Annotated in this window: 13 protein-coding genes and 2 pseudogenes; 10 read left to right on the plus strand and 5 right to left on the minus strand. The window is 72.3% G+C overall.

Features of this window, described 5'->3' with window-relative positions:
* Nucleotides 1–24: 24 nt before the first annotated feature.
* Nucleotides 25–2,988 (plus strand): AAA family ATPase, encoded by a 2,964-nt coding sequence (locus tag ABIE67_RS04220; protein WP_370253311.1) that lies wholly within the window; start codon nt 25–27, stop codon nt 2,986–2,988.
* Here ABIE67_RS04220 and ABIE67_RS04225 read toward each other — a convergent pair.
* The 4 genes and pseudogenes from ABIE67_RS04225 to ABIE67_RS04240 all read right to left on the minus strand — a co-directional run bounded on the left by ABIE67_RS04225 (nt 2,963) and on the right by ABIE67_RS04240 (nt 9,632).
* Nucleotides 2,963–4,169: pseudogene (locus ABIE67_RS04225) on the minus strand (SGNH/GDSL hydrolase family protein). The gene ABIE67_RS04220 and the pseudogene ABIE67_RS04225 overlap by 26 nt on opposite strands.
* Before the next feature lie 29 nt (nt 4,170–4,198).
* Complete coding sequence (locus ABIE67_RS04230) at nt 4,199–6,562, minus strand: glycoside hydrolase N-terminal domain-containing protein (protein WP_370253313.1); 2,364 nt, start codon at nt 6,560–6,562, stop codon at nt 4,199–4,201.
* Nucleotides 6,563–6,602: 40 nt separating this feature from the next.
* The gene (locus tag ABIE67_RS04235) at nt 6,603–8,420 is read right to left on the minus strand and encodes a CBM35 domain-containing protein (RefSeq protein WP_370253317.1); all 1,818 of its coding nucleotides are present in this window, start codon (nt 8,418–8,420) and stop codon (nt 6,603–6,605) included.
* A gap of 24 nt (nt 8,421–8,444) precedes the next feature.
* A complete protein-coding gene (locus ABIE67_RS04240) occupies nt 8,445–9,632 on the minus strand; it encodes an ROK family protein (protein ID WP_370253321.1) in 1,188 nt (395 codons plus the stop codon).
* 217 nt (nt 9,633–9,849) lie between these two features.
* On the opposite strand from ABIE67_RS04240, the gene ABIE67_RS04245 reads away from it, so the two are divergent.
* From ABIE67_RS04245 to ABIE67_RS04275, 7 genes and pseudogenes are all read left to right on the plus strand, one after another.
* Complete coding sequence (locus tag ABIE67_RS04245) at nt 9,850–11,175, plus strand: serine hydrolase domain-containing protein (protein ID WP_370253325.1); 1,326 nt, start codon at nt 9,850–9,852, stop codon at nt 11,173–11,175.
* Nucleotides 11,176–11,303: 128 nt separating this feature from the next.
* Nucleotides 11,304–12,754, plus strand: a pseudogene (locus ABIE67_RS04250) (CAP domain-containing protein).
* A 65-nt stretch (nt 12,755–12,819) separates the two neighbouring features.
* A complete protein-coding gene (locus tag ABIE67_RS04255) occupies nt 12,820–13,497 on the plus strand; it encodes an AIM24 family protein (protein ID WP_370253329.1) in 678 nt (225 codons plus the stop codon).
* 205 nt (nt 13,498–13,702) lie between these two features.
* Nucleotides 13,703–14,791 (plus strand): tetratricopeptide repeat protein, encoded by a 1,089-nt coding sequence (locus ABIE67_RS04260; RefSeq protein ID WP_370253333.1) that lies wholly within the window; start codon nt 13,703–13,705, stop codon nt 14,789–14,791.
* Nucleotides 14,788–15,819, plus strand: coding sequence for a polyprenyl synthetase family protein (locus ABIE67_RS04265; protein WP_370253337.1), 1,032 nt, complete (start codon nt 14,788–14,790; stop codon nt 15,817–15,819). Before ABIE67_RS04260 ends, ABIE67_RS04265 begins: the two co-directional genes overlap by 4 nt.
* 137 nt (nt 15,820–15,956) lie before the next feature.
* Nucleotides 15,957–16,916, plus strand: a complete 960-nt coding sequence (locus tag ABIE67_RS04270) for a threonine/serine dehydratase (RefSeq protein ID WP_370253342.1) — start codon at nt 15,957–15,959, stop codon at nt 16,914–16,916.
* Between the two features lie 156 nt (nt 16,917–17,072).
* Nucleotides 17,073–18,665, plus strand: coding sequence for a serine/threonine protein kinase (locus ABIE67_RS04275; RefSeq protein WP_370253346.1), 1,593 nt, complete (start codon nt 17,073–17,075; stop codon nt 18,663–18,665).
* Here the strand turns inward: ABIE67_RS04275 and ABIE67_RS04280 are convergent, their stop codons facing one another.
* The gene (locus ABIE67_RS04280) at nt 18,666–20,102 is read right to left on the minus strand and encodes a serine hydrolase domain-containing protein (RefSeq protein WP_370253350.1); all 1,437 of its coding nucleotides are present in this window, start codon (nt 20,100–20,102) and stop codon (nt 18,666–18,668) included.
* A gap of 117 nt (nt 20,103–20,219) precedes the next feature.
* Here ABIE67_RS04280 and ABIE67_RS04285 point away from each other — a divergent pair, with 117 nt between their 5' ends.
* Together ABIE67_RS04285 and ABIE67_RS04290 are read left to right on the plus strand one after the other, a co-directional pair.
* A complete protein-coding gene (locus ABIE67_RS04285; RefSeq protein WP_370253355.1) occupies nt 20,220–21,191 on the plus strand; it encodes an LLM class F420-dependent oxidoreductase in 972 nt (323 codons plus the stop codon).
* Nucleotides 21,192–21,318: 127 nt separating this feature from the next.
* Nucleotides 21,319–22,362: a hypothetical protein gene (locus tag ABIE67_RS04290; protein WP_370253359.1), complete on the plus strand. Its 1,044-nt coding sequence runs from the start codon at nt 21,319–21,321 to the stop codon at nt 22,360–22,362.
* Nucleotides 22,363–22,436 lie beyond the last annotated feature (74 nt).

A 22,436-nucleotide genomic window follows, 5' to 3' on the forward strand; every position in this document is an offset into this window, starting at 1 on the left:
ATCGGCGGTGGCAGGATGGACCCCGTGTCACAGACCCGATTCACTACGCCGATCATCGGTCGGGACGTCGAACTCGCCCGGCTCTCCGGAGCGTTGGAGCGTGCCCGGCGCGGAGAGGCCCGGACCCTCCTGGTCGCCGGGGACGCCGGGGTCGGCAAGACCCGGGTGCTGGACGAGATGGCGGGGCGGGCGGCTCAGGACGGGATGTTCGTCCTGACGGGACACTGTGTCGACCTCGGGGACGTCGGTCTGCCGTATCTGCCGTTCACCGAGGTGCTCGGGGCGCTCGCCGACGACGGGCGGTTCGCGGATGTCCTCGGCGCTCATCCCGTGGTCTCCCGGCTGCTGGGTGGCGGGACGGACGCCGTGCAGGACCGGCTGCGCCTGTTCGAGGGCATCGCCGGGCTGCTGGCCGATCTGGCGGACGTCGCTCCGGTGCTGCTCGTGCTGGAGGATCTGCACTGGGCCGACCAGTCGTCCAGGGATCTGCTGCGCTTCCTGCTGAGCCGGGGGATCCTGCAGCGGTCGGCGGGTGGGGTGCCCGGGTATCGGCTGGCCGTGTTCGCGTCGTACCGCGCGGACGATCTGCATCGACGGCATCCGCTGCGGCCGCTGCTCGCCGAGCTCGTGCGGCTGCCCGCCGTCGAGCGGCTCGAACTGCGGCCCATGGCCGACACCGAGGTGGCCAGGCTGGTGCGGGCCGTGCAGGAGCGGCCGCTGCCGGACACCACCGTCCGGCGGATCGTGGAGCGGGCGGAGGGCAACGCCTTCTACGCCGAGGAGCTGGTCGCGGCCACGGACGCGGAGGTCGGCGGGGTGCCCAGCGGGCTGGCCGACGTTCTCCTGATCCGGTTCGAGCAGCTGTCCGACACCGCGCAGCAGGTGCTGCGCACGGCGGCCGTCGCGGGGCGCCGCGTCGAACACGACCTGCTGCGGGGTGCCGTGGGCATCCCCGAGGAGGAGCTGGAGTCGGTGCTGCGCGAGGCCGTCGGGCGGCAACTGCTCGTGCCCCGCGACGGCGACACGTACGCGTTCCGGCACGCACTCGCCCGTGAGGCGGTGTACGCCGACCTGCTTCCCGGTGAACGGGCCCGGCTGCACGGCACGTTCGCCCGGTTGCTGGCCGGGCGCGGCCGTCCGGCCGAGACGGCGGCGGAGCGCGCCCACCACTACCGCGAGAGCAACGACCTGCCCGAGGCCCTCGCCGCCTCGTTGGAGGCCGCCGCGCACGCGCACCAGGTCGGCGCGCCCGCCGAGGAGCTGCGGCATCTGGAGACGGCCCTGGACCTGTGGGCGTCGGTGGAGCCGTCCGCACGGCCTTCGGGCGAGGGCACCGACCGGGTGACGCTCACCCTGCGCGCGTCCGCGGCGGCGGCGCACGCGGGGGAAGCGCACCGCGCGGTCTCGCTCACCCGTGCCGCGCTCGCGGGCATCGGCCAGGACACGGACACCGAGCTCGCCGCCCGGGTCCGCTACACCCTCGCCGGCAATCTGCTCAGCGTCGACAGCCTGAGGGCGGCCTTCACCCACAGCAGCAAGGCGCTCGCCCTCGTCCCGGCCGAGCCTCCGTCGCGGACGTGGGTGTGGGCGGCGGCCACGCACGTCATGGCGGCACGCCAGGTCGGGGAGAACGAGACGGCGCTGCGGGTCGCGCGTGAGGCGTTGCGCGTCGCCGAGGACCTCCAGGTGACCGACGCCCGGGCGGACCTGCTGATCTCGCTGGCCGGGCTCGAGGGCGGCGGCCGGCGCACCCCTCAGGGCCGAGAACGGCTGGGCGAGGCACGGGAGTTGGCGCGCCGCGCGGGCAACGCGCCGGTGGAGATGCGGGCGCTGTACCACCTCGCCGCCGGCTGCTTCGAGTCCGGTGAGCTCCAGGAGTCGCTGCCCTGGCTGGCGGAGGGGCTGGACCGGGCTCGGCGTGCTGGGCTGCTGTCGTCGCCGTATCCGCTGGAGATGCGGTATCTGCAACTGCTGGTGCTGTACACGCTGGGCCGCTGGGACGAGTGCGTGAGCGTCGCTGCGGCCGGCGCCGAGGTGCTGCCCGCGGCGGCCGGATACGCGGCCGGTCCGGCGCTGTACGTGTCTCTCGCTCGCGGCGACTTCGCGGCCGTCGAAGCGGCCGGCGCCCTGCTCGACGGGCCCTTCGACTGGATGGGCACGCTGATCGCGGGCATCGCGCTCACCGAGGCCGCGGCGCTGCGCGGTGACGCGGACGCGGCGGTGGAGCGGATGCGGTCCACGGTCGCGGCCCTCACCGACGACGCGGGAACGCTGCCCGACGCGACGGTCCGGCTCGCCGCCCTCGCGCTGGCCGCGGTCGCCGACCGGGCCGCCGAACTGCGCCTGGCCGGCGACGAGGCGGGGACGCGTCGCTGGGCGGACACCGCGACCGAGCTGGTCGAACTGGCGCGGACCACGGCGAACCGCGGCAAGGACGGCACGCCGCAGGGTCCGGAGGGCAGGGCGTGGCTGGCCCGTGCGGAGGCGGAGTGGACGCGTGCGGTGTCCGGCCCTGATGCGCGGGCCTGGGCGCGGGCGGTCGCCGCGTTCGAGAACGGCGACACCTACGAGCGGGCTCGGTGCCGGCTGCGCCACGCCGAGGCCCTGCTGGCGGCGGACGACCGCGACACGGCGGCCACCGAAGCCGCGGCGGCACGGGAGACCGCCGCCCGGCTCGGCGCGACGCCCCTCCTCGACCAGTTGGACGCCCTGATCCGCCGCGGCCGCCTCCAGAGCACCACGGCCGCCCCTGCGGCGACCGCCGCCGGCCGGACCACCCCGCTCACGGCCCGTGAGCAGGAGGTCCTGCGCCTTCTCACCCTCGGCCGCAGCAACCGGCAGATCGGCGAGGAGCTGTACATCACCGGCAAGACGGCGAGTGTCCACGTCTCCAACATCCTGGCCAAGCTGGGTGCCGCGAGCCGTACGGAGGCGGTGGCGATCGCCTACCGGGAGGGCCTGGTCACGCGTGAGGAGACGGTGGGCTGACTCCCCGCCGCGCACTTCGGTCGGCGGTGTCGCAGTCGAGGGCCGTCAGGTCGACGGCGTCGGCCATCGCCTGCATCCCCTTGTCGTTGGGGTGGATGTGGTCGCCGCCGTCGAGGGCGGGAAGCATCCGCGCGGGGTCGTAGGGGCTGCGCAGGACGCGGTCGAAGTCGGTGACGGCGTCGAACACGCCGCCGGTGCGGATGGACGCGTTGACCTCCTGCCGTACGGCCTCTGCGGCCGGGTCCCATTCGTGCCAGCCCTTGAAGGGGCCGATGGTCGCGCCGACGACGCATTTGCCGGCCGCGTGCGCCTGTTCGACGATCTCGCGGTAGCCGTCGATCAGGTCCTCGGCCGTGACGCCCGTGTGGGCCTTGAGGTCGTTCACTCCCTGGAAGAGGAACACGGTCCGCACGCCCGGCTGGGACAGGACGTCCCGCTCCAGCCGGTTCAGCGCGCTCTGGCCGGGGCCGTCGGCGATGACCTTGTTCCCGGCGATCCCTTCGTTGGCCACGCCCTTCACGGCCGTGTCCGTGCGCTGCAGGCGGCGGGCCAGGTAGTCGGGCCAGCGGCGGTTCAGGTCGGCGGTGGACTGCCAGCCGTCGGTGATGGAGTCGCCGAGGGCGGCCACCGCTGCGGTGCCCGCGGGGGCGCGTACGGAGACGGCGTCGAGGTAGAACCAGGAGCCGGTCGGGACGGTCCAGGCGGCGCCGCTCTCCTCGGCGGTGTGGTCGCCCTGGGTCGCGTACGACGACTGCAGGGCCATCCAGTGGCCGCTCGCCGGGCCGTCGGCGTCCGGGCTGTGCAGGCTGACGACGAGGTTGGTCGCGGCGGGCAGCCTGCCGGGCAGCGGGTCGCTCCACACGGTGCCGCCCGCCGGCACGGTGACCGTGCGCACACCACCGAAGGTCAGGCGCCGGTTGCTGCCGGGGCGAAGCTCGGCGCCCCGCTTCTGGATGCCCGCGTAGACGCTGTCGAGGGTCAGGGGCCGGTCTCCGAAGGCGTTGGAGAGCCGCACCCGGACGCCGGTGCCGCCCACGCTGGTGTGCACGACGAGCCGGTAGCTGCGGCCGGCGACGCCGTCGCCCATGCGGTCGGCGCTCGCCGCCCAGGTGACGACGCCGCTCGGCTCGGTGGTCGCCTCGGGGTGGCGCGGGCGCGGACTGGCAGGCGACGACCGTCAGCAGGACGGCGGCGAGCGGAAGTGCGGCCCTCACCGGGCGAAGTCCCTCAGCGTGAGGGAGGCGCCGGGCCTCAGGGTGACCGTGCGGGACACACCGCCGTACGCGACCGTCGTGGTGCGGCCGCCGACGCTGTGGATCCGGGCCTCGGTCGGTTTGCCGTCCCGCCAGCGCAGGTCGACCTCGAAGCCGCCGCGGGCGGCGACGCCCTTGACGAAGCCCGAGGCGGCCCAGGCGTCGGGAAGTGCCGGGAGGAGTTCGAGGTGCCCCGGTCGGGAGTACAGCAGCATCTCCACCATCGCGGCCGGGGTACCGAAGTTGGCGTCGATCTGGAAGATGCCCCGGCCGCGCTCCACCTCGTAGATGTCGAAGAGGTTGGGTGCCGTGCCGTTGCTGCCGCCGGTCGACGGGCGAAGGTTGTTGACGATCAGTTGGTAGGCCCTCTCCGCGTTCTTCAGCCGGGCCCAGCACAGGCCGCGCCAGGCGTTGGCCCAGCCGAAGCTCTCCATGCCGCGCGCGGTGAGCAGGGCGGTGGCGCCGGCGACGATGTCGGCCGGGGCGGAGCCGTCGGGGCGGATGCGGTCGCCGGGGAACAGGCCGACGAGCGGGGACAGGTGCCGGTGCGTGCTCTCGCCCAGGTTGTCGGGGGACATCCACTCCTCCAGCCAGCCGGTGGTCGCGCTGACCTGCGGCAGGTACAGCTTTCTGCGCAGTGAGGCGATCGTAGCCGCGTAGCCGGTGTCCTTCCGCAACTCGGCCGCCGCGGTGCAGTAGTGCCCGAAGAGCGCCCACACCAGTTCCTGAGCGTAGGTGATGCCCTTGGCGTCGAGGGGGCCGTGCTCCGGCGACCAGTCGCTGTCGGCGACGAGCACCTCCCGTGTGGTGCCGGGGAGGGTGGTGGTGAGCAGCCGGGCCTCCCAGAACTCGCAGGCGCCCTTGAGGAGGGGGTAGATCTTCGCGAGGAGTTCGGGGGACTGGGTGTACTCGTAGTGCTCCCACAGGGTGGCGCACAGCCAGGCGTTGCCCGCGGGGTGCCACCACCAGCCGCCTCCGCCGTGGGGGTTGGTGGAGATGGCGACGGTCCAGCCGGCGTTCTCGCCGGTGGAGTTGCGGTAGCGGTTGCGCGGGTCGTTGAACAGGCGGCGGGTGAGGTCGGTCCAGGACGGCAGCTGGGCGAGGCAGTAGTCGGTGAGGGCGTCGAAGCAGGGTGACAGTCCGGTCCGGTCGGCCATCCAGTAGTTCATCTGGAGGTTGATGTCGGTGTGGTAGTCGCCCATCCAGTCCGGGTCGTTGCCGTCGAGCCACAGCCCTTGCAGGGCGAGGGGCAGGCTCCCGCGCGACCCGGAGATCATCAGGTAGCGGCCGAAGTGCGCGTAGGCGGCTTCGAGTTCGGGGTCCGGTATGCCGTCCCGGGCGCGGGCCCGGAGCCGTTCCCAGGTGTCGAGGGAGCGCTGCTCGGCGGACGACGTCCCGAACGAGAGGTCCATCCGCCCGAAAAAGTCCTGATAGTCGGCGACATGGGTGCGCAGGAGGGTGTCGGCCGAGTGGGCGGCGGCGTCGCGGACCTTGGTACGGGCGAGCCCGTGCGGATCGAGGGACGGATCGCGGTAGTCCTTGACGGCGTCGGGCGCGTAGTCGGTCCCGCCGCTCACGACCACGGTCAGCTCCCGGCACCCGGCGAAGTCGATGCGCGAGCCGCTGACGGTGACCCGGCCGCCGGAGCCGTACGCGGTGACGGCGGCCCCGAAGCGCAGGCCGTTCGGCAACGCCGCGCCGAACGACACCGCGGCGTCCTCACCGTGCGTGCCCTCCAGCACGACGGTTCCGGTGTGGCGGCCGCCTCCGCTCTGCGTGAAGTGCAGGACGATCACGTCGTCGGGCCGACTGGCGAAGATCCGCCTGCGGTACGTCACTCCGGAGCGGGTGTACGACGTGGTCACCAGCCCTTGCGCCAGGTCGAGGGTGCGGCGGTAGCCGTTGACGGTGGACAGGTCGTGCTCGGGGAGGTCGACGGTGAGGCGGGCGAGGAGGGTGAAGGAGCCGAAGTCGTCACGGCCGTAGGGGAACTGGCCGTCGGCGTCGAGGGTGTCGTTGCGGCCGCCGGTCCACATGGTGGCGTCGGTGATCAGGAGGAGTTCACGGCCGGGGTCGTTGCCGGCGAGGGCGCCGAGGCGGCCGTTGCCGACGGGCAGGCCCTGCTCGATCATGGAGTGTTCGTCGGCGGGCGCCTGCCACCACAGCTGGTGGCGTGGGCTTCCCGGGACAGCGGGGGAATCGGCGGGTCGCTGCGGTGCGGCCGACGCGGTGAAGGCGGGCAGCGTGGTGAGGGCTCCGCTCGCCGCGGCGAGGGCGAGCAGGCCGCGTCTGGGCAGGTGGTCGGACGGGGTGGTGTCCAAGGCGGGCTCCTGGCGGTCGGGGGGGGGCGGCCGGGGTTCGTCAGGACGACTTCGGTACGTCGATCCGGTCGATGTCCGGTGCGTAGCCGGTGCCGCTGTCGAACGTGATCGTGTTGGCCCCGGCCTTCAGCTTCACCGGCACGTAGACGCTGTCGACGGTGGACCAGTCGCCCGTGGAGGCGAACTTGTGCGAGGTGGCGCCACCTCCGTTGGCCGAGACAAGGACCGAACGGGAGTCGCCGCTGACGTAGGCGACCTTGATCTGGTAGATGCCGGCCTTGGCCACCGCGACGTCGTTGACGGTGACCTTGCCGCCCACGTAGAGATTGCCGACCTTGCGGCCGTCGGAGCAGGCGGCGCAGTCGGCCACGGAGGCGTTGCCGCTCAGGGTGTTGCCGCCCGCCTCGGCCTCGTAGCCGGTCCATGCGAGGTCCGTGCCGCGCGGGGTGACGGTGAAGAGCCGGGAGCCGTGTGCGGGGAGGGCCTGGGTGATCCTGTCGGTGTGGCTGCCGAGGCTCTCCTTGTTCCACACGTCACGCACCGAGGCCCTGCCCTTGAAGCCGAGGGTCGACCAGTTCGCGGTCACGGCGGCCGGCGCGTCGGAGAGGTTGAACAGGGCCACGGTGTAGGTGCCGTTCGGGTTCTTCGCGGCCCACACCTGCTGCGGGTCGGAGGCGGTGACGGGCTCGGCGGGCGGGGCGCCGCTCTGGTTGATCGCGATGACCTCGCGGTCGGTCAGCAGTTTCAGGCCGTAGGAGTCGAGCTCGGTCAGGTCGTCGCCGGTGAACAGCGGGGACTTGGCGATCGCCCACAGGGTGGCGTAGCTCTGCCGTTCGGCCTTGGTGAGGCCGTCCATCTCGCCGTTGCCGACGTTGAGTGAGTCCAGGTCGTTCCAGCCGCCGGGGCCGGCGTGGCCGGTCCAGGCGGGGGCGTCGTCCCAGCGGTCGTCGACCGAGTTCTCCCAGGTGACCAGGGTGTTGCAGTAGCACTCGACGTCGGTGTCGATGCGCCAGCCGTTGGAGTACTTCTTCCAGTCCTCGACGTGCCCGTAGTCGAGGGACCAGGACAGCTCCAGGTGGATCGGGCGGCCGGCGGTCCTGATGGCCTTCTGCCAGGCGGCCACGTCGGCGACGTTGTTGTAGTTGTCGCCGCTCTTGAACGAGCCGGGGCCCACGCCGTCGAGCTTGAGGAAGTCGTAGCCCCAGTCGGCGAACAGCTGCGCCTGGGAGTCGATGTACTTCTGCGCGCAGGGATCGGAAAAGTCGATCTTGTAGGCGCTGTCCCAGCCGTTGGTGGTGCGCAGGTCGTCGTGGACGATGTCGCCGGTGGTGCAGCCCTCGGCGTTCCAGATCGGGTTCTTGCCGTCGTTGTACGCCCCCTTCTCCAGGCCTACCGGGAGGTAGATGCCGGCCTTGAGGCCCTTGGCGTGGATGCGGTCGGCGACTGCCTTCATGCCGCTCGGGAAGCGCTCCGGGTCGGCCTGCTGCCGGCCGTACTCGTCGAACCGCGACTTCCACGCCCAGTCCATCCACCAGCCGGCGTCGATGTTGATGTATTCGTAGCCGTACTTCTTCAGCTTGGCGGCCATGGCGTCGGTCTGCCTGATGACGTTCGCCTCGGACAGATAGCTGTAGTCGCCCTTCGGGTTGAGGCCCGGGTACTTCGACGACTGCATGGTCCAGCTCGTCCAGCCCATGTAGGGCTTGGCGGCCACAGGGGTGGTGGCCGGGGCGGCCGGGGGCGCGGCGGTCTCGGCCTGCGCGGCGGGGACCGCGGCGGTGACACCGGCGGCGAGGGCCAGGACCAGGACGGCTCTCAGGGTGCGTGCGGGCATGACGGAGTACGAGGATGACCGCATGGGTCGTGCCTCCAGGGTGTGGTTTCAGCGGTTCTGGTGCTGCTGGTCGGCTCTGATGAAGGACTGGATCGCGGTGGCCGCGGCCCCGCGCGCCCACTCCTCGAAGGGCAGCGGGCGGGTCCGTACGTCGCACTGGGCGGCGGAGCCGAACGCGGCCGCGGCGAAGGTGTCGCGGATCTGTTCGGCGAACAGGTCGTGGGCGGCGAGGCCCTCGCCGGAGATGACCACCCGCTCGGGGCCGAGCAGGTTGGCCACGGTGGCGATACCGCGGCCGATCGCCTCGCCCGCCCGCGCATAGGCCTCGCGGGCCCCGGCGTTGCCCTGGTGGGCCAGCGCCACGGCCTCGGCGGTGTCGGCGACTTCGAGGCCGGTGGTCTCGCGGATCCGCCGCAGGATCGCGGCGTCTCCCGCGATGGCCTCCACGCAGCCGCGGTTGCCGCAGTGGCAGGGCGGCCCTGCCGGGTCGACGGTCACATGGCCGATCTCGCCGGCCACCCCCTGCGCACCGGCGACCACCCGGCCGTGCACCACGAGGCCGCACCCGATACCGGCGCCGACGGTCACCACGGCGAAGTCGGACAGCCCCACGCCGGCGCCGAACCACTGCTCGGCGACGGTGAGGGCCCGTACGTCGTTGTCGACGGTGACCGGCAACCCGGTGGTCGCGGCGGCGAGTTCGGCGAGGGGCACGTCCCGCCACTCCAGGAACGGTGAGTAGCGCACGACGCCCGCGCCACGGTCCACATCACCGGAGACGGCGATGCCGAGGCCAAGGACCGGTACGCCCAAGTCGCCCGCCACGGTGAGCAGTTCAGCCGCCAGCTCGGCGACCGAGGCCAGCACGCCCTTCGGTTCCCGGTCCGGGAGCGGGGCGTGCCGGGCGACGCGGATGCGGCAGCACAGGTCGGTGAGGACGCCGATGATCTCGTCGCCGGTCACCTTGACGCCGATGAACAGCGCCCGTCCCCCGTCGACCCGCACCGGGTTGGCGGGGCGGCCTAGCGCGGGCCGGGCTGGCTCGTCCGCGTCCTCCACCAGGTAGCCGGCCTCGATCAGGGGCCGCACCGCCTTGGTGACGGCGGCCGGGGACAGCCCTGCCCGCCGGGCCACCTCCAGGCGGGTGAGCGGCCCGTGGGACAGAACGGTGGTGAAGATCTGCGAGGCGGCCGGCGTGTTCGCCGGGAACGTCTCGGCGCGGCGGGTCGAGGACATGCCCGGAACCTAGAGCCCTTATTTTCCGCCGTCAATAAAAGAATCAGGATTCGTTCACGAGCGATCCGACCGGCGATCAAGGAGTCCTACCCGGTGATCAATATCTGCCCAACTGTGCGTCGTCTGTGGCGATCTGACGGGATGCGAGAAGGTTGCCCCGCACAAAGGTGATCGTTCCCATATGAGCGGCACATCGACAGAAACCGGAGGAAGCCGGATGGTCTCAGCAACGGTGGTCAGAGGTACGGCGATGGCGGCTGCCCTGGTGTCGCTCCTGGCGGTTCCCGCCCACGCCGTACCCGGGGAGGCGGTTCCCGCCCACGCCGCTCCCGGGGAACCCGGCGCCACCACGGTCGACGCCGAGGTGGGCGCCCTGCCCGCCCCGTACGTCACCGGCGTCTGGAACGTCCTGCGCGGCGCGCAGCGGCAGGGCGCTCCCGGCGCGATCGCGCGTCTCGACGACCGGGGCACGGTCCACTGGGCGGCCGTCGGAGTCGCCGACCGAAAGTCCCGTCGGGCGATCAGCAACGCCGACCGGTTCCGCATCGGCAGCGTCACCAAGATCTTCTCGGCCGTCGTCCTGCTGCAACTGGCCGACGAGAAGAAGCTGAAGCTCGACGCCCCGGTCAACCGCTATCTGCCGGGGCTGCTGCCCGACGACCGCATCACGGTGCGGCATGTCCTCAGCCACCGCAGCGGCCTGCACGACTACACCAACGAGATGTTCGCGCGGACGGTTCCCGGCTTCGAGGCGGTCCGCAGCAAGGTCTTCACCTACCGGCAGCTGGTGAACCGGTCCCTGAGCAAGCCACGGACCACCGGGCCCGGTGGCGCGTACTCCTACTCCAACACCAACTTCGTCGTCGCCGGGATGCTCATCGAGAAACTGACCGGGAACTCGGTGCGGACCGAGTACCAGAACCGGATCATCAAGCCGCTGCGGCTGGGCGACACGTTCTATGTGCACCCCGGCAAGAAGATCCCCGGCCGGCACGCCCGCGGCTATCTCACCCCGGACGCGGCGGGTGCGGCACTCGTCGACGCCACCGAGCAGACGGTGTCCTGGGCCCAGAGCGCGGGCGCGGTCATCTCCACCACGCAGGACCTCAACACCTTCCTCTCGGCGCTGCTCGGCGGCCGGCTGACCTCCAGGGCCCAGCTGGCCCAGATGCAGCGGTGGGTGCCCGCGGGCAGCACGCAGGCGTACGGGCTCGGACTGCGGCGCCGTGACCTGTCGTGCGGGGTCTCCGTGTACGGCCACACGGGTGCCGTCCAGGGCTACTACACGTACGCGTTCGCGTCCAAGGACGGCAGGCGCAGCCTGGCCGCGCTCGCCAACGCGTCCAACAACGGCGCGGTTCTCAACTCCATGCTGGGCACCCTGGAGTCCGCGTTCTGCGGCAAGCCGGTGAAGCAGACGAAGCAGACGAAGCAGATCGAGCAGCGGCGTGCTTCCGCGCCGGTCGAACGGTACGAGGACATCGCGCCGGGCCTCCGGGTCCCGCTGGGCCACCGGATCCCTTCGGACGCCGACTCGGACTGAGGGCGAGCGGCGAGCCGGGGGGTGGCGGCGGGGGGCGACTGGCGGCGGCCAGGCGGGAACCCGCGAGATCCGGTGGACGTTCACCGGGCATCCCCACCGGATCTCGAACCACCCACCAGGACGGCCCGATGAGCGAGTTGGTTCCCGGGGGCAATCTGCCCCTCCCGGGCGGCAGCGTGACCGTCCGGGTGCCCGGCCCCTTCGACGTGTCCGCGCTCATCACCGACGACAGCGGCAAGGTCCGGGGCGACGCCGACTTCGTGTTCTACAACCAGCCGTCCGCGCCGGGCGCCCGGCTCAACGGCGACACCCTGATCTTCGACCCGCCGCGCCTGCGATCCGGGGCGACGCGGATCACGGTGGTCGTCAGCCCCGCCGACCCCGGCACTCCCCTGGGCCGGCTGCCCGCCCCCGCACTGCAGGTCACCGACTCCGGCGGCCGCACGGTCGCCCGGTTCGCCCCGCCGCGCCCACGGCAGGAGACCCTGCTGCTGCTCGCGGAGATCTACCGGCGTGGCGGCGGCTGGAAGCTGCGGGCGCTGGGGCAGGGGTACGCGGACGGGCTGGCGGGGCTCGCACGCGACTTCGGGGTGGACGTCATCGAGGACGCGGCGCCGGCTCCCGTCCAGCAGACACCCGCCCCGGCCGCACCCGCCGTTCCCCGGGCAAGAGCCACACTGGGCTCAGCCCCAGGTGTTGCCAGCCGGTTCCTTCCCTCCGCGCCCGGCGCTCCGCCGATGCCCACCACCCGACCCGCGCTGCACACCCTGTCCGGCGACACCACCCCGCACGCCCCGTTCCCCGACCGCGGCGGCTTCCTCGGTCTGGTCAACTCCGCCCGCGCCGACGCCGGTTCACCGCCGGTCACGCTCGACGGCCGCCTGGCTCCGCCGCCCAGGCCCACGCCTCCGCCATGGCCGCGGCGGGACGGCTCGGCGTCGAGGGGCGCGACGGCGTCTCCGTGTACCAGCGCGTCACCGCCGCCGGGTTCGCGTATGTCACCGTCGGCGAACACCTGGTCTCCGGCCCCCGCACCCCCGCCGAGTTCGTCGCGTACTGCCTGCGCAGCGAGCAGCCCCGCCGCACCCTGCACGACCCGGCCTTCACGCACGCCGCCGTGGCGTACGTCAGCGGCGGCCGCTCGGGCGACACGTACTGGACGGCGCTGTGGGCCAGACCGCTCGCCGCGGGCGACCTGTCCCGCACCGCGACCGAGGTCGTCGACCTCACCAACCGGGAGCGCACCCGGGCCGGGCTGCGCCCCTTGGCCGTCGACCCCGCGCTCACCGCCGCCGCGCAGACATACAGCTCCGACATGGCGACCCGCGCCTTCTACTCCCACACCTCGCCCGAGGGGAGCCAACCCTGGGACCGGGCGGCCGCCGCGGGCTCCCGCATGCGCGCGATCGGCGAGAACATCGCGTGCGGCCAGCGCTCCCCCGCCGAGGTCGTCGAGGGCTGGATGAACAGCCCGGGCCATCGCGCCAACATCCTCAAGCGCGACTTCACCCACATAGGAATCGGTTTCGCGGGCGGCGGCCCGGCGGGCACGTACTGGACCCAACTCTTCGGCGCCTGACGGGCCGTGGACGGCGACACACCGCGATCTAGGCGGAACGGAACCGTCCGGGACAGGATGCCTGCATGAAGGGTGACCTCTTTTCCAGCGAGCACATGGTCCAGCCCGCCACCGCGCCGGGCATGACGATCGAGAACGCCAAGTGCATCAAGTACGCGGTGAACGGTGAGATGCACGCCCGGCAGGGCGCGATGGTCGCCTACCGCGGCAACCTCCAGTTCGAGCGCAAGGGCCAGGGCGTGGGCGGCATGCTCAAGCGGGCCATGACCGGTGAGGGGCTGCCGCTGATGGCGGTGCGCGGACAGGGCGAGGCCTGGTTCGCGCACGAGGCGCAGAACTGCTTCGTCGTCGACGTCGACCCCGGCGACGAGTTCACGGTCAACGGCCGCAACGTCCTGTGTTTCGACGCCTCGTTGTCGTACCGGATAGCGACGGTGAAGGGCGCGGGCATCACCGGCGGCGGCCTGTTCAACAGCGTCTTCTCGGGGCACGGCAAGCTGGGGCTGGTGTGTGAGGGCAACCCGCTCGTCATCCCGGTCTCGCCGCAGTACCCGGTGTACGTCGACACGGACGCGGTGGTCGGCTGGACCGCCGGACTGCAGACCTCGCTGCACCGTTCGCAGTCCCTCGGCTCGATGCTGCGCGGCGGGTCCGGGGAGGCCGTGCAGTTGATGCTGGAGGGTCAGGGCTTTGTGGTCGTACGGCCGAGTGAGGCGACCCCGCAGAAGGCCCAGCAGCACTGACACCGTCCCCTGAGGTGATCTGCGCCTCACGAGCAACCCTCTCCGCCCTGCCGACGTCTTGATCGACAACAGGTGAAGCCCTGGCCGCGCTTTCCGGCCAGGGCCGGTTTTCAACGCTCTATACACGCCGCGTATACCCGTCATGTATACGTACCGTCTATAAACAGTGGGTAGAGACGGCGTGTATATCGATCGAGAGGTATCGATGTACGGCAAGGCATTCGCCCCGGAGTACCAGGGCTCCCTGACCAAGCTGTCCGTGAACTCCTCGCTGACGGACGTACTGGCCGCCGGCACCGAGCAGTTGAGAGCGGCCGAGCGGGACGGGCAGCACGGCGAGGCGGCGCGCTCGGGACTCGCGGTCGCCGAGGCGCACCGTCGGCTGGGTCAGGTCGGGGACGCGGAGCGGGCCTGGAAGGCGAGCTACCGCGCCGCCCGGGAGGCCGGCGACACCGCGGCGATGGCCTGGGCGCTGTGGAGCGGCGGCACTCTCGCCCGGCAGCGCGGCGCGTTCGCCCTCGCCCGGCGGCTGCTCCAGCTGGCGGCGGACCTCGGCGAGCTCGGTGGCGACATCGTCGTACGCGGCTACTCCCTGGCCGGTCTGGCCGAGACCGGCCGTATCCAGGGTGACTACGAGGCCGTCCACCGGCTGCACGAGCAGTTGTTGGCCGAGGCCCGGCGGCGCGGCGAGGCGCGGCACACCGTGTGGGCGCTGGAGGGCATCGCCCAGATCCATCGCAACACCGGCTCGTACGACACCGCGTACGCCCTGTTCGAGGAGGCGGCCGAGATCGCCGCGCGCGCCGAGGACCGGCGCGGACACGCCTGGGCGCTGCGCGGGCTCGCCGACATAGTCTCCGTGCGCGACGGCGACACGGAGCGGGCGCTGGAGCTGCTGTCCGAGGCGGAGACCAGCTGCCGGGCGATGAAACTGTCCAGCGCGCTGGCCTACAACCACAAGATGCGCGGCAACGTCTTCTATCGCGCCGGTCGTTACGCCGAGGCCCGCGGCCTGTACGAGCGGGCGCTCGCGGAGTTCCGTGCCATGAGCGAGCCGCGCGGGGAGGCGCTGTCCCGGCTGGGGCTGGTCAAGTCGCGGGCGCAGCTGGGGCGCGACCGCGCCGAGACCGCCGCCGAACTGGCCGAGCTGGCCCAAGTGTTGGAGCGGATCGGACTGCGGCACGCCCGGGAGATGGTGGCGCGGGCGCAGGAGGAGTTCGGCGCCGTGGAGGCCGCCGCGGGAAGTGCCGTGGCGGGCGCCGGAGCGGTGGCCGGGGCGGTGGCCGCACGGTGACGACGTTCCCCTCCGCGGTACAGGCGCCGGCCGGTGCCCGCCAAGTCCTCGACCGCTGCCGCGCATTGGTGCGGCCCGCGCTGCGGGAGGCCGTGGCGCGGACGCATCCGTGGGTCGGTGAGATGGCCGCGTACTCCTTCGGCTGGTGCGAGGTGGGCGGTGCGCCGGCCGCCGCCTCCGGCGGGAAGGGCGTACGGCAGGCGCTGGCCGTACTCGGGGCCGAGGCGGCCGGTGCGCCCGGCCGGGTGGCGGTGCCCGGGGCGGTGGCGGTGGAGCTGGTGCACGCCTTCTCCCTGCTGCACGACGACATCATGGACGGCGACACGTCCCGGCGCGGCCGCCCCACCGTGTGGCAGGCGTACGGCACGGGATCCGCCGTCCTCGCGGGCGACGCGCTGTTCGCGCTGGCCGTCGAGACGCTCGCCATGGCACCGGCGGGCCCCCGGGCGGTACGGCTGCTGTCCGTGGCCTTGCAGGACCTGGTGCGCGGACAGGCCGACGACCTGCTGTTCACCACGCGTCCCTGGACGGGGCCGGAACGCGTGCGGCCGGACGAGTACCGGACGATGGCCGAGCACAAGACGGGCGCCCTGCTGGGCTGTGCCGCAGCGCTGGGCGCTCTGCTCGGCGGTGCGCCGCCCGCGACGGTCACCGCCCTCGACCGTGCGGGACGGCACCTGGGCATCGCCTTCCAGATGGTCGACGATCTGCTGGGCATCTGGGGCGATCCCGAGGTCACCGGCAAACCGGTGCACGGCGACCTGCGGGAGCGCAAGAAGACGTTCCCGGCGCTGGCCGCGCTCGGCTCGCCCGCCGCCGGTCGGCTCTCCGTGCTGCTGGAGTCGGCCGCCGACGCCGGCGAGGTGGCCGCGCTGATCGAGGAGGCGGGGGGCCGGTCGGCCACGCTCGCGGAGGCACGGCGTCATGTGACGGCCGTGGAGGCTGCTCTGGCCGATGTACCGCTGGAGGCAGGGGCCGCCGGGGAGCTGCGGTCGCTGCTTGACTTCCTGGTGCGGCGCGATCTGTGAAAGCGCGGTTCACAGCGGGATCGTGGTGACCGTCGTGTCACCTGGCGCCCACAGCGAAACCGAGTTGACCGGCGGAACCTCCCCCGTCAGGGTGCCTGATGGCGCGGACCCCGCCCCGCGCCGGGAAGGTGACTGCCTTGATCGGGATCTCGGACGTCGAAGCCGCGGCCGACCTCATCGCCGGCCATGTCGTACACACCCCGACCGTATCCAGCCCGGGCCTGTCGGCCCTGCTCGGCGTCCCGGTGACGGCGAAGCTCGAACTTCTCCAGCGCACCGGCTCGTTCAAGGCCCGTGGGGCGACGGCGAAGCTGCTGTCGCTGAGCGACGCCCAGCGTGCGGCGGGGGTCGTGGCGGTCAGCGGGGGCAACCACGGCATCGCCCTCGCCATGACGGCCGCCGCCCTCGATGTGAAGGCCACCGTGGTGATGCCGCGTTCGGCGCCGGCCCGCGCCGTCGAGATCGCCCGGGACGCCGGGGCGTCGGTGCGGTTGACCGACGACATGGACGGGGCGTTCTCGCTCGTCACACGGCTGCGGGACGAGGGCCTGACGCTCGTCCACCCCTTCGACGACCCCTTGGTGATCGCCGGCCAGGGCACCGTCGGGCTGGAGCTGGCCGACGACGCCGGTGAACTCACCGACGTGATCGTCAGCGTCGGGGGCGGCGGGCTCATCGCGGGCGTCGCGGTCGCGCTGCGGGCCCGCCGTCCGGACGTACGGATCTGGGGCGTGGAGACCGAGGGCGCCCAGGCCATGTCCGAGGCGCTGTCGGCGGGCGGTCCGGTGCCGGTGACGCTGTCGTCGATCGTGTCGACGCTGAGCGCGCCGGCCGTGTCCCGGCTGACGTACGACCATGTGTCCGCCCTGGTCGACGAGGTGCTCGTGGTGCCGGACCGGGAGGCGGTGCGGGGCGTTCTCGATCTCGCCGAGCACGCCAAGGTGTGGACCGAGCCCGCCGCCGGCTGTCTGCTGCCCGCGGCCCGGCGGGTCCTGGAACGGGTCGGGGACGACGCCCGGCTCGGCCTGGTCGTGTGCGGGGGCAACGCGACGACCGGGGATGTAGTGCGCTGGGCCGCGGATTTCGGTCTTCGCTGAAGTGTTCCTGCTCAATTTCCTTACTTTTTCGTCAGCTTACTCGCGCGTAAGAAGCAAAGGAAAAGAAATGCCCTTTGGTTGGGGATTTCGTTGAACGCTTCCCGTCTCGCCTCTCGTACTTCCTGTGAGAAATCAGAGCCAGGGGTTCAACGAGGGATGGCCATGGTCAAGGCGCGCGTCTCCACAGCCGAGTTGGTCGCCGGAAGGTATCGACTCGTCGATGTCGTCCACCGCGAGACGAATCGCGTCAGCTACTACGGCGAGGACACGGAGACCGGGCACCCGTGCCTCCTCACCCAGATCGGACTTCCCGACGCGAGCCCGGACGACGGGCGCCGGGCCACCGCGCGCATCCTGCGCACGTCCGAGCGGATCGGGCTGCTGCGCCCGGGCGCGGTCGCCACGGTCGTGGACGCCGTCGCGGAGTCCGGGAGCCTGTGGATCATCACCGAGTGGATCGACGGCACACCGCTCGGCGAACTCCTCACCCAGCAGGGCACGTTCAACTATGTGCGGGCCGCGCGCATCGGCCTCGAACTGCTCGACGTACTGGAGGCCGCGCACGTCGCGGGCATCACACACGGCGAGCTGAGCCCGGGCCAGGTGTTCGTGCGCGACGAGGGTTCCGTCGTGGTCACCGGTTTCGGGCTGGCCGGCGCGACCCTCGCGCCGCGGGTCGCCGCACCGTCGTACGCCTCACCGGAGCAAGCCCGCGACGAGCGCATCGGGCCGGCGTCCGATCTGTGGGCGCTCGGCGCGATCCTCTACACGATGGTCGAGGGGCGCCCGCCGTACCGTGAACGGGACCGGCCCGAGGCCACGTTGAAGGGCGTGGACCGGCTTCCGCTGCGCGCCCCGGTGCGGTCCGGGCCGCTCACCCAGGCCGTGCAGGGGCTGCTGCGCAAGGACTCCCGGGAGCGGCTGAGCCGGCCGGTGGTCCGCGACGCGTTCGTCCGCGTCCTCAACGAGGACCCCGAGGCGCCCTTGCAGACGGAGCCGCGCGTGCGGCGCCGGTACGTCATGGGCCCGCGCTGGAGCAGACGCACCGTGGTCGTCGGCACCGCCCTGGCCGTCGTCACGGTCGCGGCGGCGGTTCTCGTGGTGACCAACCAGGGGCCCGACGACTCGGATCCCTCGGCGGCCGGCACGGCGCCCGGCCCGTCCGCCTCCGCCGGGGGGCCGACGGGCCGGTCCCCCGCTCCCACGCCGAGCTCCTCCCCCACACAGGAGGCGACGGAGCCGGAGCCGGGGACGCCCACCGTGTCGCCCTCGGGCACGGCCCTGCCGCCCGGTTACACGACGTACACGTCACCGGACGGCTACTCCGTGGCCCTGCCGGAAGGGTGGACGGCGGTGCGCACCCAGCGTGCCGCGGACCTGGCGTACCGCGTGACCTTCAGTGCCGACGACGATCCGCGCAAACTGGCGGTCACCTACAGCGAGCGCCTGGGCCCCGACCCCGTGGCCGTCTGGCGGGACGAAGTCCAGCCCGGCCTGGAGGAGCAGGGCGGCTTCGAGCGGATCGGCGAGATCGAGGCGACGGCGTACCAGGGGTTCAAGGCCGCCGACATGCAGTGGCTCTCCGAGAAGGACGGCACCCCCGTCCGCACCTTCGGCCGCGGCTTCCTCATCGAGGACCACCGCGGCTACTCCCTGCGCTGGACTACCCCGGAGGCCGACTGGGACGACCCCGCCAACCGGGAGGCCCTGGAGGTCGTCCTGCGGACCTTCAAGGTGCCCGAGGACTGATCACACCGACGGGCGGGGGGCGCACATCGCTCGCAGCGGCAGGCTGTGCAAGGGGTCCGTACGCCAACTCGCCTTAAAAGTACGGTCCTTGAGCGAGCACGTCACGTCCAGGTGGTGCGGGGTCTCCAGAAAGGCGATGTCCGCGACGAGGGTGTCCGGGCCGGTCCAGCCGCCGCTCACCGCGGCGGGCACCGCCCCCTCGGTGACGGTCCAGCCGGCGTCCCCGATCCGTAGCCGCAGCGGGTGGCCGTCCTCGGTGAGCGTCAGAGCCCAGCCGTCCGTGCCCGGCGTGAGGTCGATCGCGGTCAGCTTGGGCAGGTGCCCGCAGACACCGCCGTCCGGGGTGAACGCGCCGGCGGACCAGGCGTCGGCCCGCTCCGGCGGTGCGGGCCTGCCGGCGGCGGACGCCAGCGCGAGGCCCGCCAGGCGCTCAGCCAGGGCCGCGTCCGCCTCCTCGGCGCCGGTCAGGGCCGCGGGCCGGAACGCGGGCAGCAGATGCTCCCAGACCAGGTTCAGCAAGGTCTGCATGTCCCAGGTGTCCGCGGTCGTCGCGATCACGGCGTCGTGCTCGGGCAGCACCACGCAGAACTGACCGAACGCGCCGTCCCCGCGATAGCCGTGCCGGGACATCCAGAACTTGAAGCCGTAGCCCCGTTGCCAGTCCTCCCCGGGCAGGAAGCCGGTGTTCGAGATCTGCGTGCGCGTGGCCTCGGCCACCCACCACTCGGGCAACAGCCGCTCGCCCTCCCACACCCCGCCCCGCAGATACAGCTGGCCGAGCCGGGCGATCGCGTCGGTGGTGGCGTGCAGCCCGCTGAAGCCCCACTCCCGGCCGCCGCGATCCCTCAGCCACGCGACCTCGCCGATGCCGAGCGGGTCCAGCAGCCGCGGCCGCAGATAGTCGGTCAGCGACTGGCCGCTCGCACGCTGGACGATCGCGCCGAGAGTGAAGGTGGCGGGCTGGTTGTACGCGAAGACAGTCCCTGGGTCGCGGGGCGGCGGCACCAGCAGGAACCCGCGCACGAGGTCCTCGCTGTCGCGGTCGCGCGCCTCGAACAGGGCGTCGCTCTCGTGCCCGGTCGCCATGGACGCCAGATGCCGCACGAGCATCGCGCGGCTGCGTGGGTCGGTGATGTCGGCCTCGAACTCCGGGAAGTACGAGATCACCGGGTCGTCGAGTCGTATCAGCCCCTCGCCGGCGGCGATCCCGGCGGCGGTCGCGGTGAAGCTCTTGCTGATCGAGTAGATGAGGTGGAGGCGTTCCGGGGTGTACGGCGCCCACCAGCCGGACGCGACGAGCCGGCCGTGCCGCAGGATCATCAGGCTGTGCGGCTCGATGTCGGGGGCGGCGTCGAGGGCGTCGAGGAAAGCGAGGACACCGGAGGCGTCGACGCCCTGGGCGGCGGGGGTGCTCGAGGGCAGGGGGCGAACAGACATGCGGGCATCCTCTCCCGAGCCCCCGGCGAGGACCGAGGGGTTTTCTCACACACCGGATCCTGCTTCCCGCCCCGTCCGTGCCGTTTTCGTCATCCGTGTCCCGGGGACTCGGGCCCCATGGTGCAGATCGGATACACGATGATGACCGAGCAGGCCGGCCCCCGTGAGCTGGTGGACCACCTGGTCCGCGCCGAGGAGGCGGGCTTCGACTTCTCCGTGACCTCGGACCACTACTTTCCGTGGCTGCGTTCGCAGGGTCACTCGCCGTACGCGTGGAGTGTCCTGGGAGCGGCGGCCCAGGCCACCTCGCGGATTCCGCTGATGACCTATGTGACGTGTCCGACGTTCCGCTACCACCCGGCGGTGGTGGCGCAGAAGGCGGCCACGATGCAGTTGCTGTCGGAGGGCCGGTTCCGGCTGGGGCTGGGCTCGGGCGAGAACCTCAACGAGCATGTCGTGGGCGGCGGTTGGCCGCCCGTGGATGTGCGGCACGAGATGCTCGAGGAGGCGGTGGAGATCATCCGGGCGCTCTTCGGGGGCGGCCATGTGAACCGTCGCGGCACGCACTTCGACGTGGAGTCGGCCCGCCTGTGGGACCTGCCGGACCAGCCGCCGCCCATCGGCGTCGCCGTCTCCGGGGAGCAGTCCTGCGAGCTCGCGGGCAGGCTCGGCGACCTGGTCATCGCGACGGAGCCCAAGGCGGACCTGCTGGCGGCGTTCGACCGCCATGGCGGCGAGGGCAAGCCGCGTGTGGGCCAACTGCCGGTGTGCTACGACCCCGACCGGGACACCGCGATCAAGCGCGCCCACTCCCAGTTCCGCTGGTTCGCCGGCGGCTGGAAGGTCAACTCGGAGCTGCCGCACCCGGATTCCTTCGAGGCGGCGACCCAGTTCGTCACCCCGGACGACGTCGCCGACTCGATCCCGTGCGGCGACGACCCGGACGCCTTCGTCGAGGCCGTGCGCCCGTACGCCGAGGCGGGCTTCACCGAGATCGCCCTGGTGCAGATCGGGGGCGAGACGCAGCTGCCGTATCTGGACTGGGCGGAGAAGACGCTGCTGCCGGCGCTGCGGGACTCTCTCGGCTGACCGCCCGCGTACCACACCGCGTGGCGACGGGCGACGCCGGTGACCGCGAGGGCGGCGTCCCGCGGGTGCCATTAAGCTGCCGGTCTGCACTTCTGCCGTCCGAGCAGCCCCCACAGGAGAGTCTTCCGTGACACTGGCGTTCGTCCCGCCCGAGACGTCCCCCTCGCCCCAGGCCCCGCTGTCCGATCTCGTCGCCCGGGACGCGCGCGAGTTCGGGGTCTACGCGCGGACCGGAGGGTGGGCCTTCGGCCTGATGGTGGCGCGCAGCGTGCGGCCCGGCGGGCAGAGCGCGGGCGAGACTCCGAAGGTGTCGGCGAAGGAGTTCGCCGAGCTCGCCGGCTGCTCACCCGACCGTGTGATGCGCTACTACAAGGCCTGGGACCGGGCCGCCGACGACGGTCTCGTCCCGCACTTCGAGGCGCTCGCGCCGGGCCAGGAAGTGGAGCTGCCCGACGCCGACGTGTGGCTCAGCTACTACACGTCCCGCAACAGCGCCACCTCCGAGCGGGGTGCCGCCATCTCCGAGGCCGCCGAGGCCGAGGGCATCCGCCCGACGAAGGCCCTCGAGGTCGCCGAGAACCCCACCGCGCTGCGCGCCGCCATCCTCGCCGACCCCTCGACCGCCCGCGCGGCCCGCCAGGCGCTCCTCGACCGCGTCCGCGAGGACCCGGACCTGCAGGCCGAGTTGGCGCGGGACGTCGTACGCACCGACGATCTGAAGAAGGCCGTCGCCACGGAGAGCCGGGCGGCCGACCGGATCGGCTACGTCCGTCAGATCGCCGAGTCCGGCCAGATCAAGACCCCGGCCGGGCAGACCGTCGACGCGCCGGTCGACGTGCGCCAGGAGGCCGAGCGGCATCTGTCGCTCATCGAGGAGCTCGATGACGACGAGGACACCGGTGAGTGGGCCAACGAGGCCTTCGACACCATGAAGACCCTCGTCGCGGAGACGGTGGAGGCCGATCCCGAACTGCGGGTGCAGGAGCGGCGGACGAAGTTCTACAGCAGCCTGCAGCGGGCGACGAAGGTCTTCGAGGAACTCACCTTCGACGATGTGCAGGAGTTCGTCGAGGACGACATGGTGCAGCAGTTGGAGGAGCTCCAGCGGGCCATCTCCACGTGCATCACGGCGCTGCGCGGGGCGCAGGAAGGCGCGGTGCGCCGGCAGTAGCCGTCCTCAAACCGGCGACGTCCTCAGTCCTCATAGCTCGACGTCCCCATACCGCCGGACGGCCGACGTCCTCA

The organism is Streptomyces sp. V4I8 (assembly GCF_041261225.1).
In the GTDB taxonomy this organism is placed as follows: Bacteria; Actinomycetota; Actinomycetes; order Streptomycetales; family Streptomycetaceae; genus Streptomyces.

Excerpts from the sequence above, each read along its gene's own strand:
- ABIE67_RS04255 (WP_370253329.1), top strand. The coding sequence starts at position 12,820 with ATGAAGGGTGACCTCTTTTCCAGCGAGCACATGGTCCAGCCCGCCACC.
- ABIE67_RS04285 (WP_370253355.1), top strand. The coding sequence starts at position 20,220 with ATGGTGCAGATCGGATACACGATGATGACCGAGCAGGCCGGCCCCCGT.
- ABIE67_RS04275 (WP_370253346.1), top strand. The coding sequence starts at position 17,073 with ATGGCCATGGTCAAGGCGCGCGTCTCCACAGCCGAGTTGGTCGCCGGA.
- ABIE67_RS04245 (WP_370253325.1), top strand. The coding sequence starts at position 9,850 with ATGGTCTCAGCAACGGTGGTCAGAGGTACGGCGATGGCGGCTGCCCTG.
- ABIE67_RS04280 (WP_370253350.1), bottom strand. The coding sequence starts at position 20,102 with ATGTCTGTTCGCCCCCTGCCCTCGAGCACCCCCGCCGCCCAGGGCGTC.
- ABIE67_RS04260 (WP_370253333.1), top strand. The coding sequence starts at position 13,703 with ATGTACGGCAAGGCATTCGCCCCGGAGTACCAGGGCTCCCTGACCAAG.
- ABIE67_RS04240 (WP_370253321.1), bottom strand. The coding sequence starts at position 9,632 with ATGTCCTCGACCCGCCGCGCCGAGACGTTCCCGGCGAACACGCCGGCC.
- ABIE67_RS04235 (WP_370253317.1), bottom strand. The coding sequence starts at position 8,420 with ATGCGGTCATCCTCGTACTCCGTCATGCCCGCACGCACCCTGAGAGCC.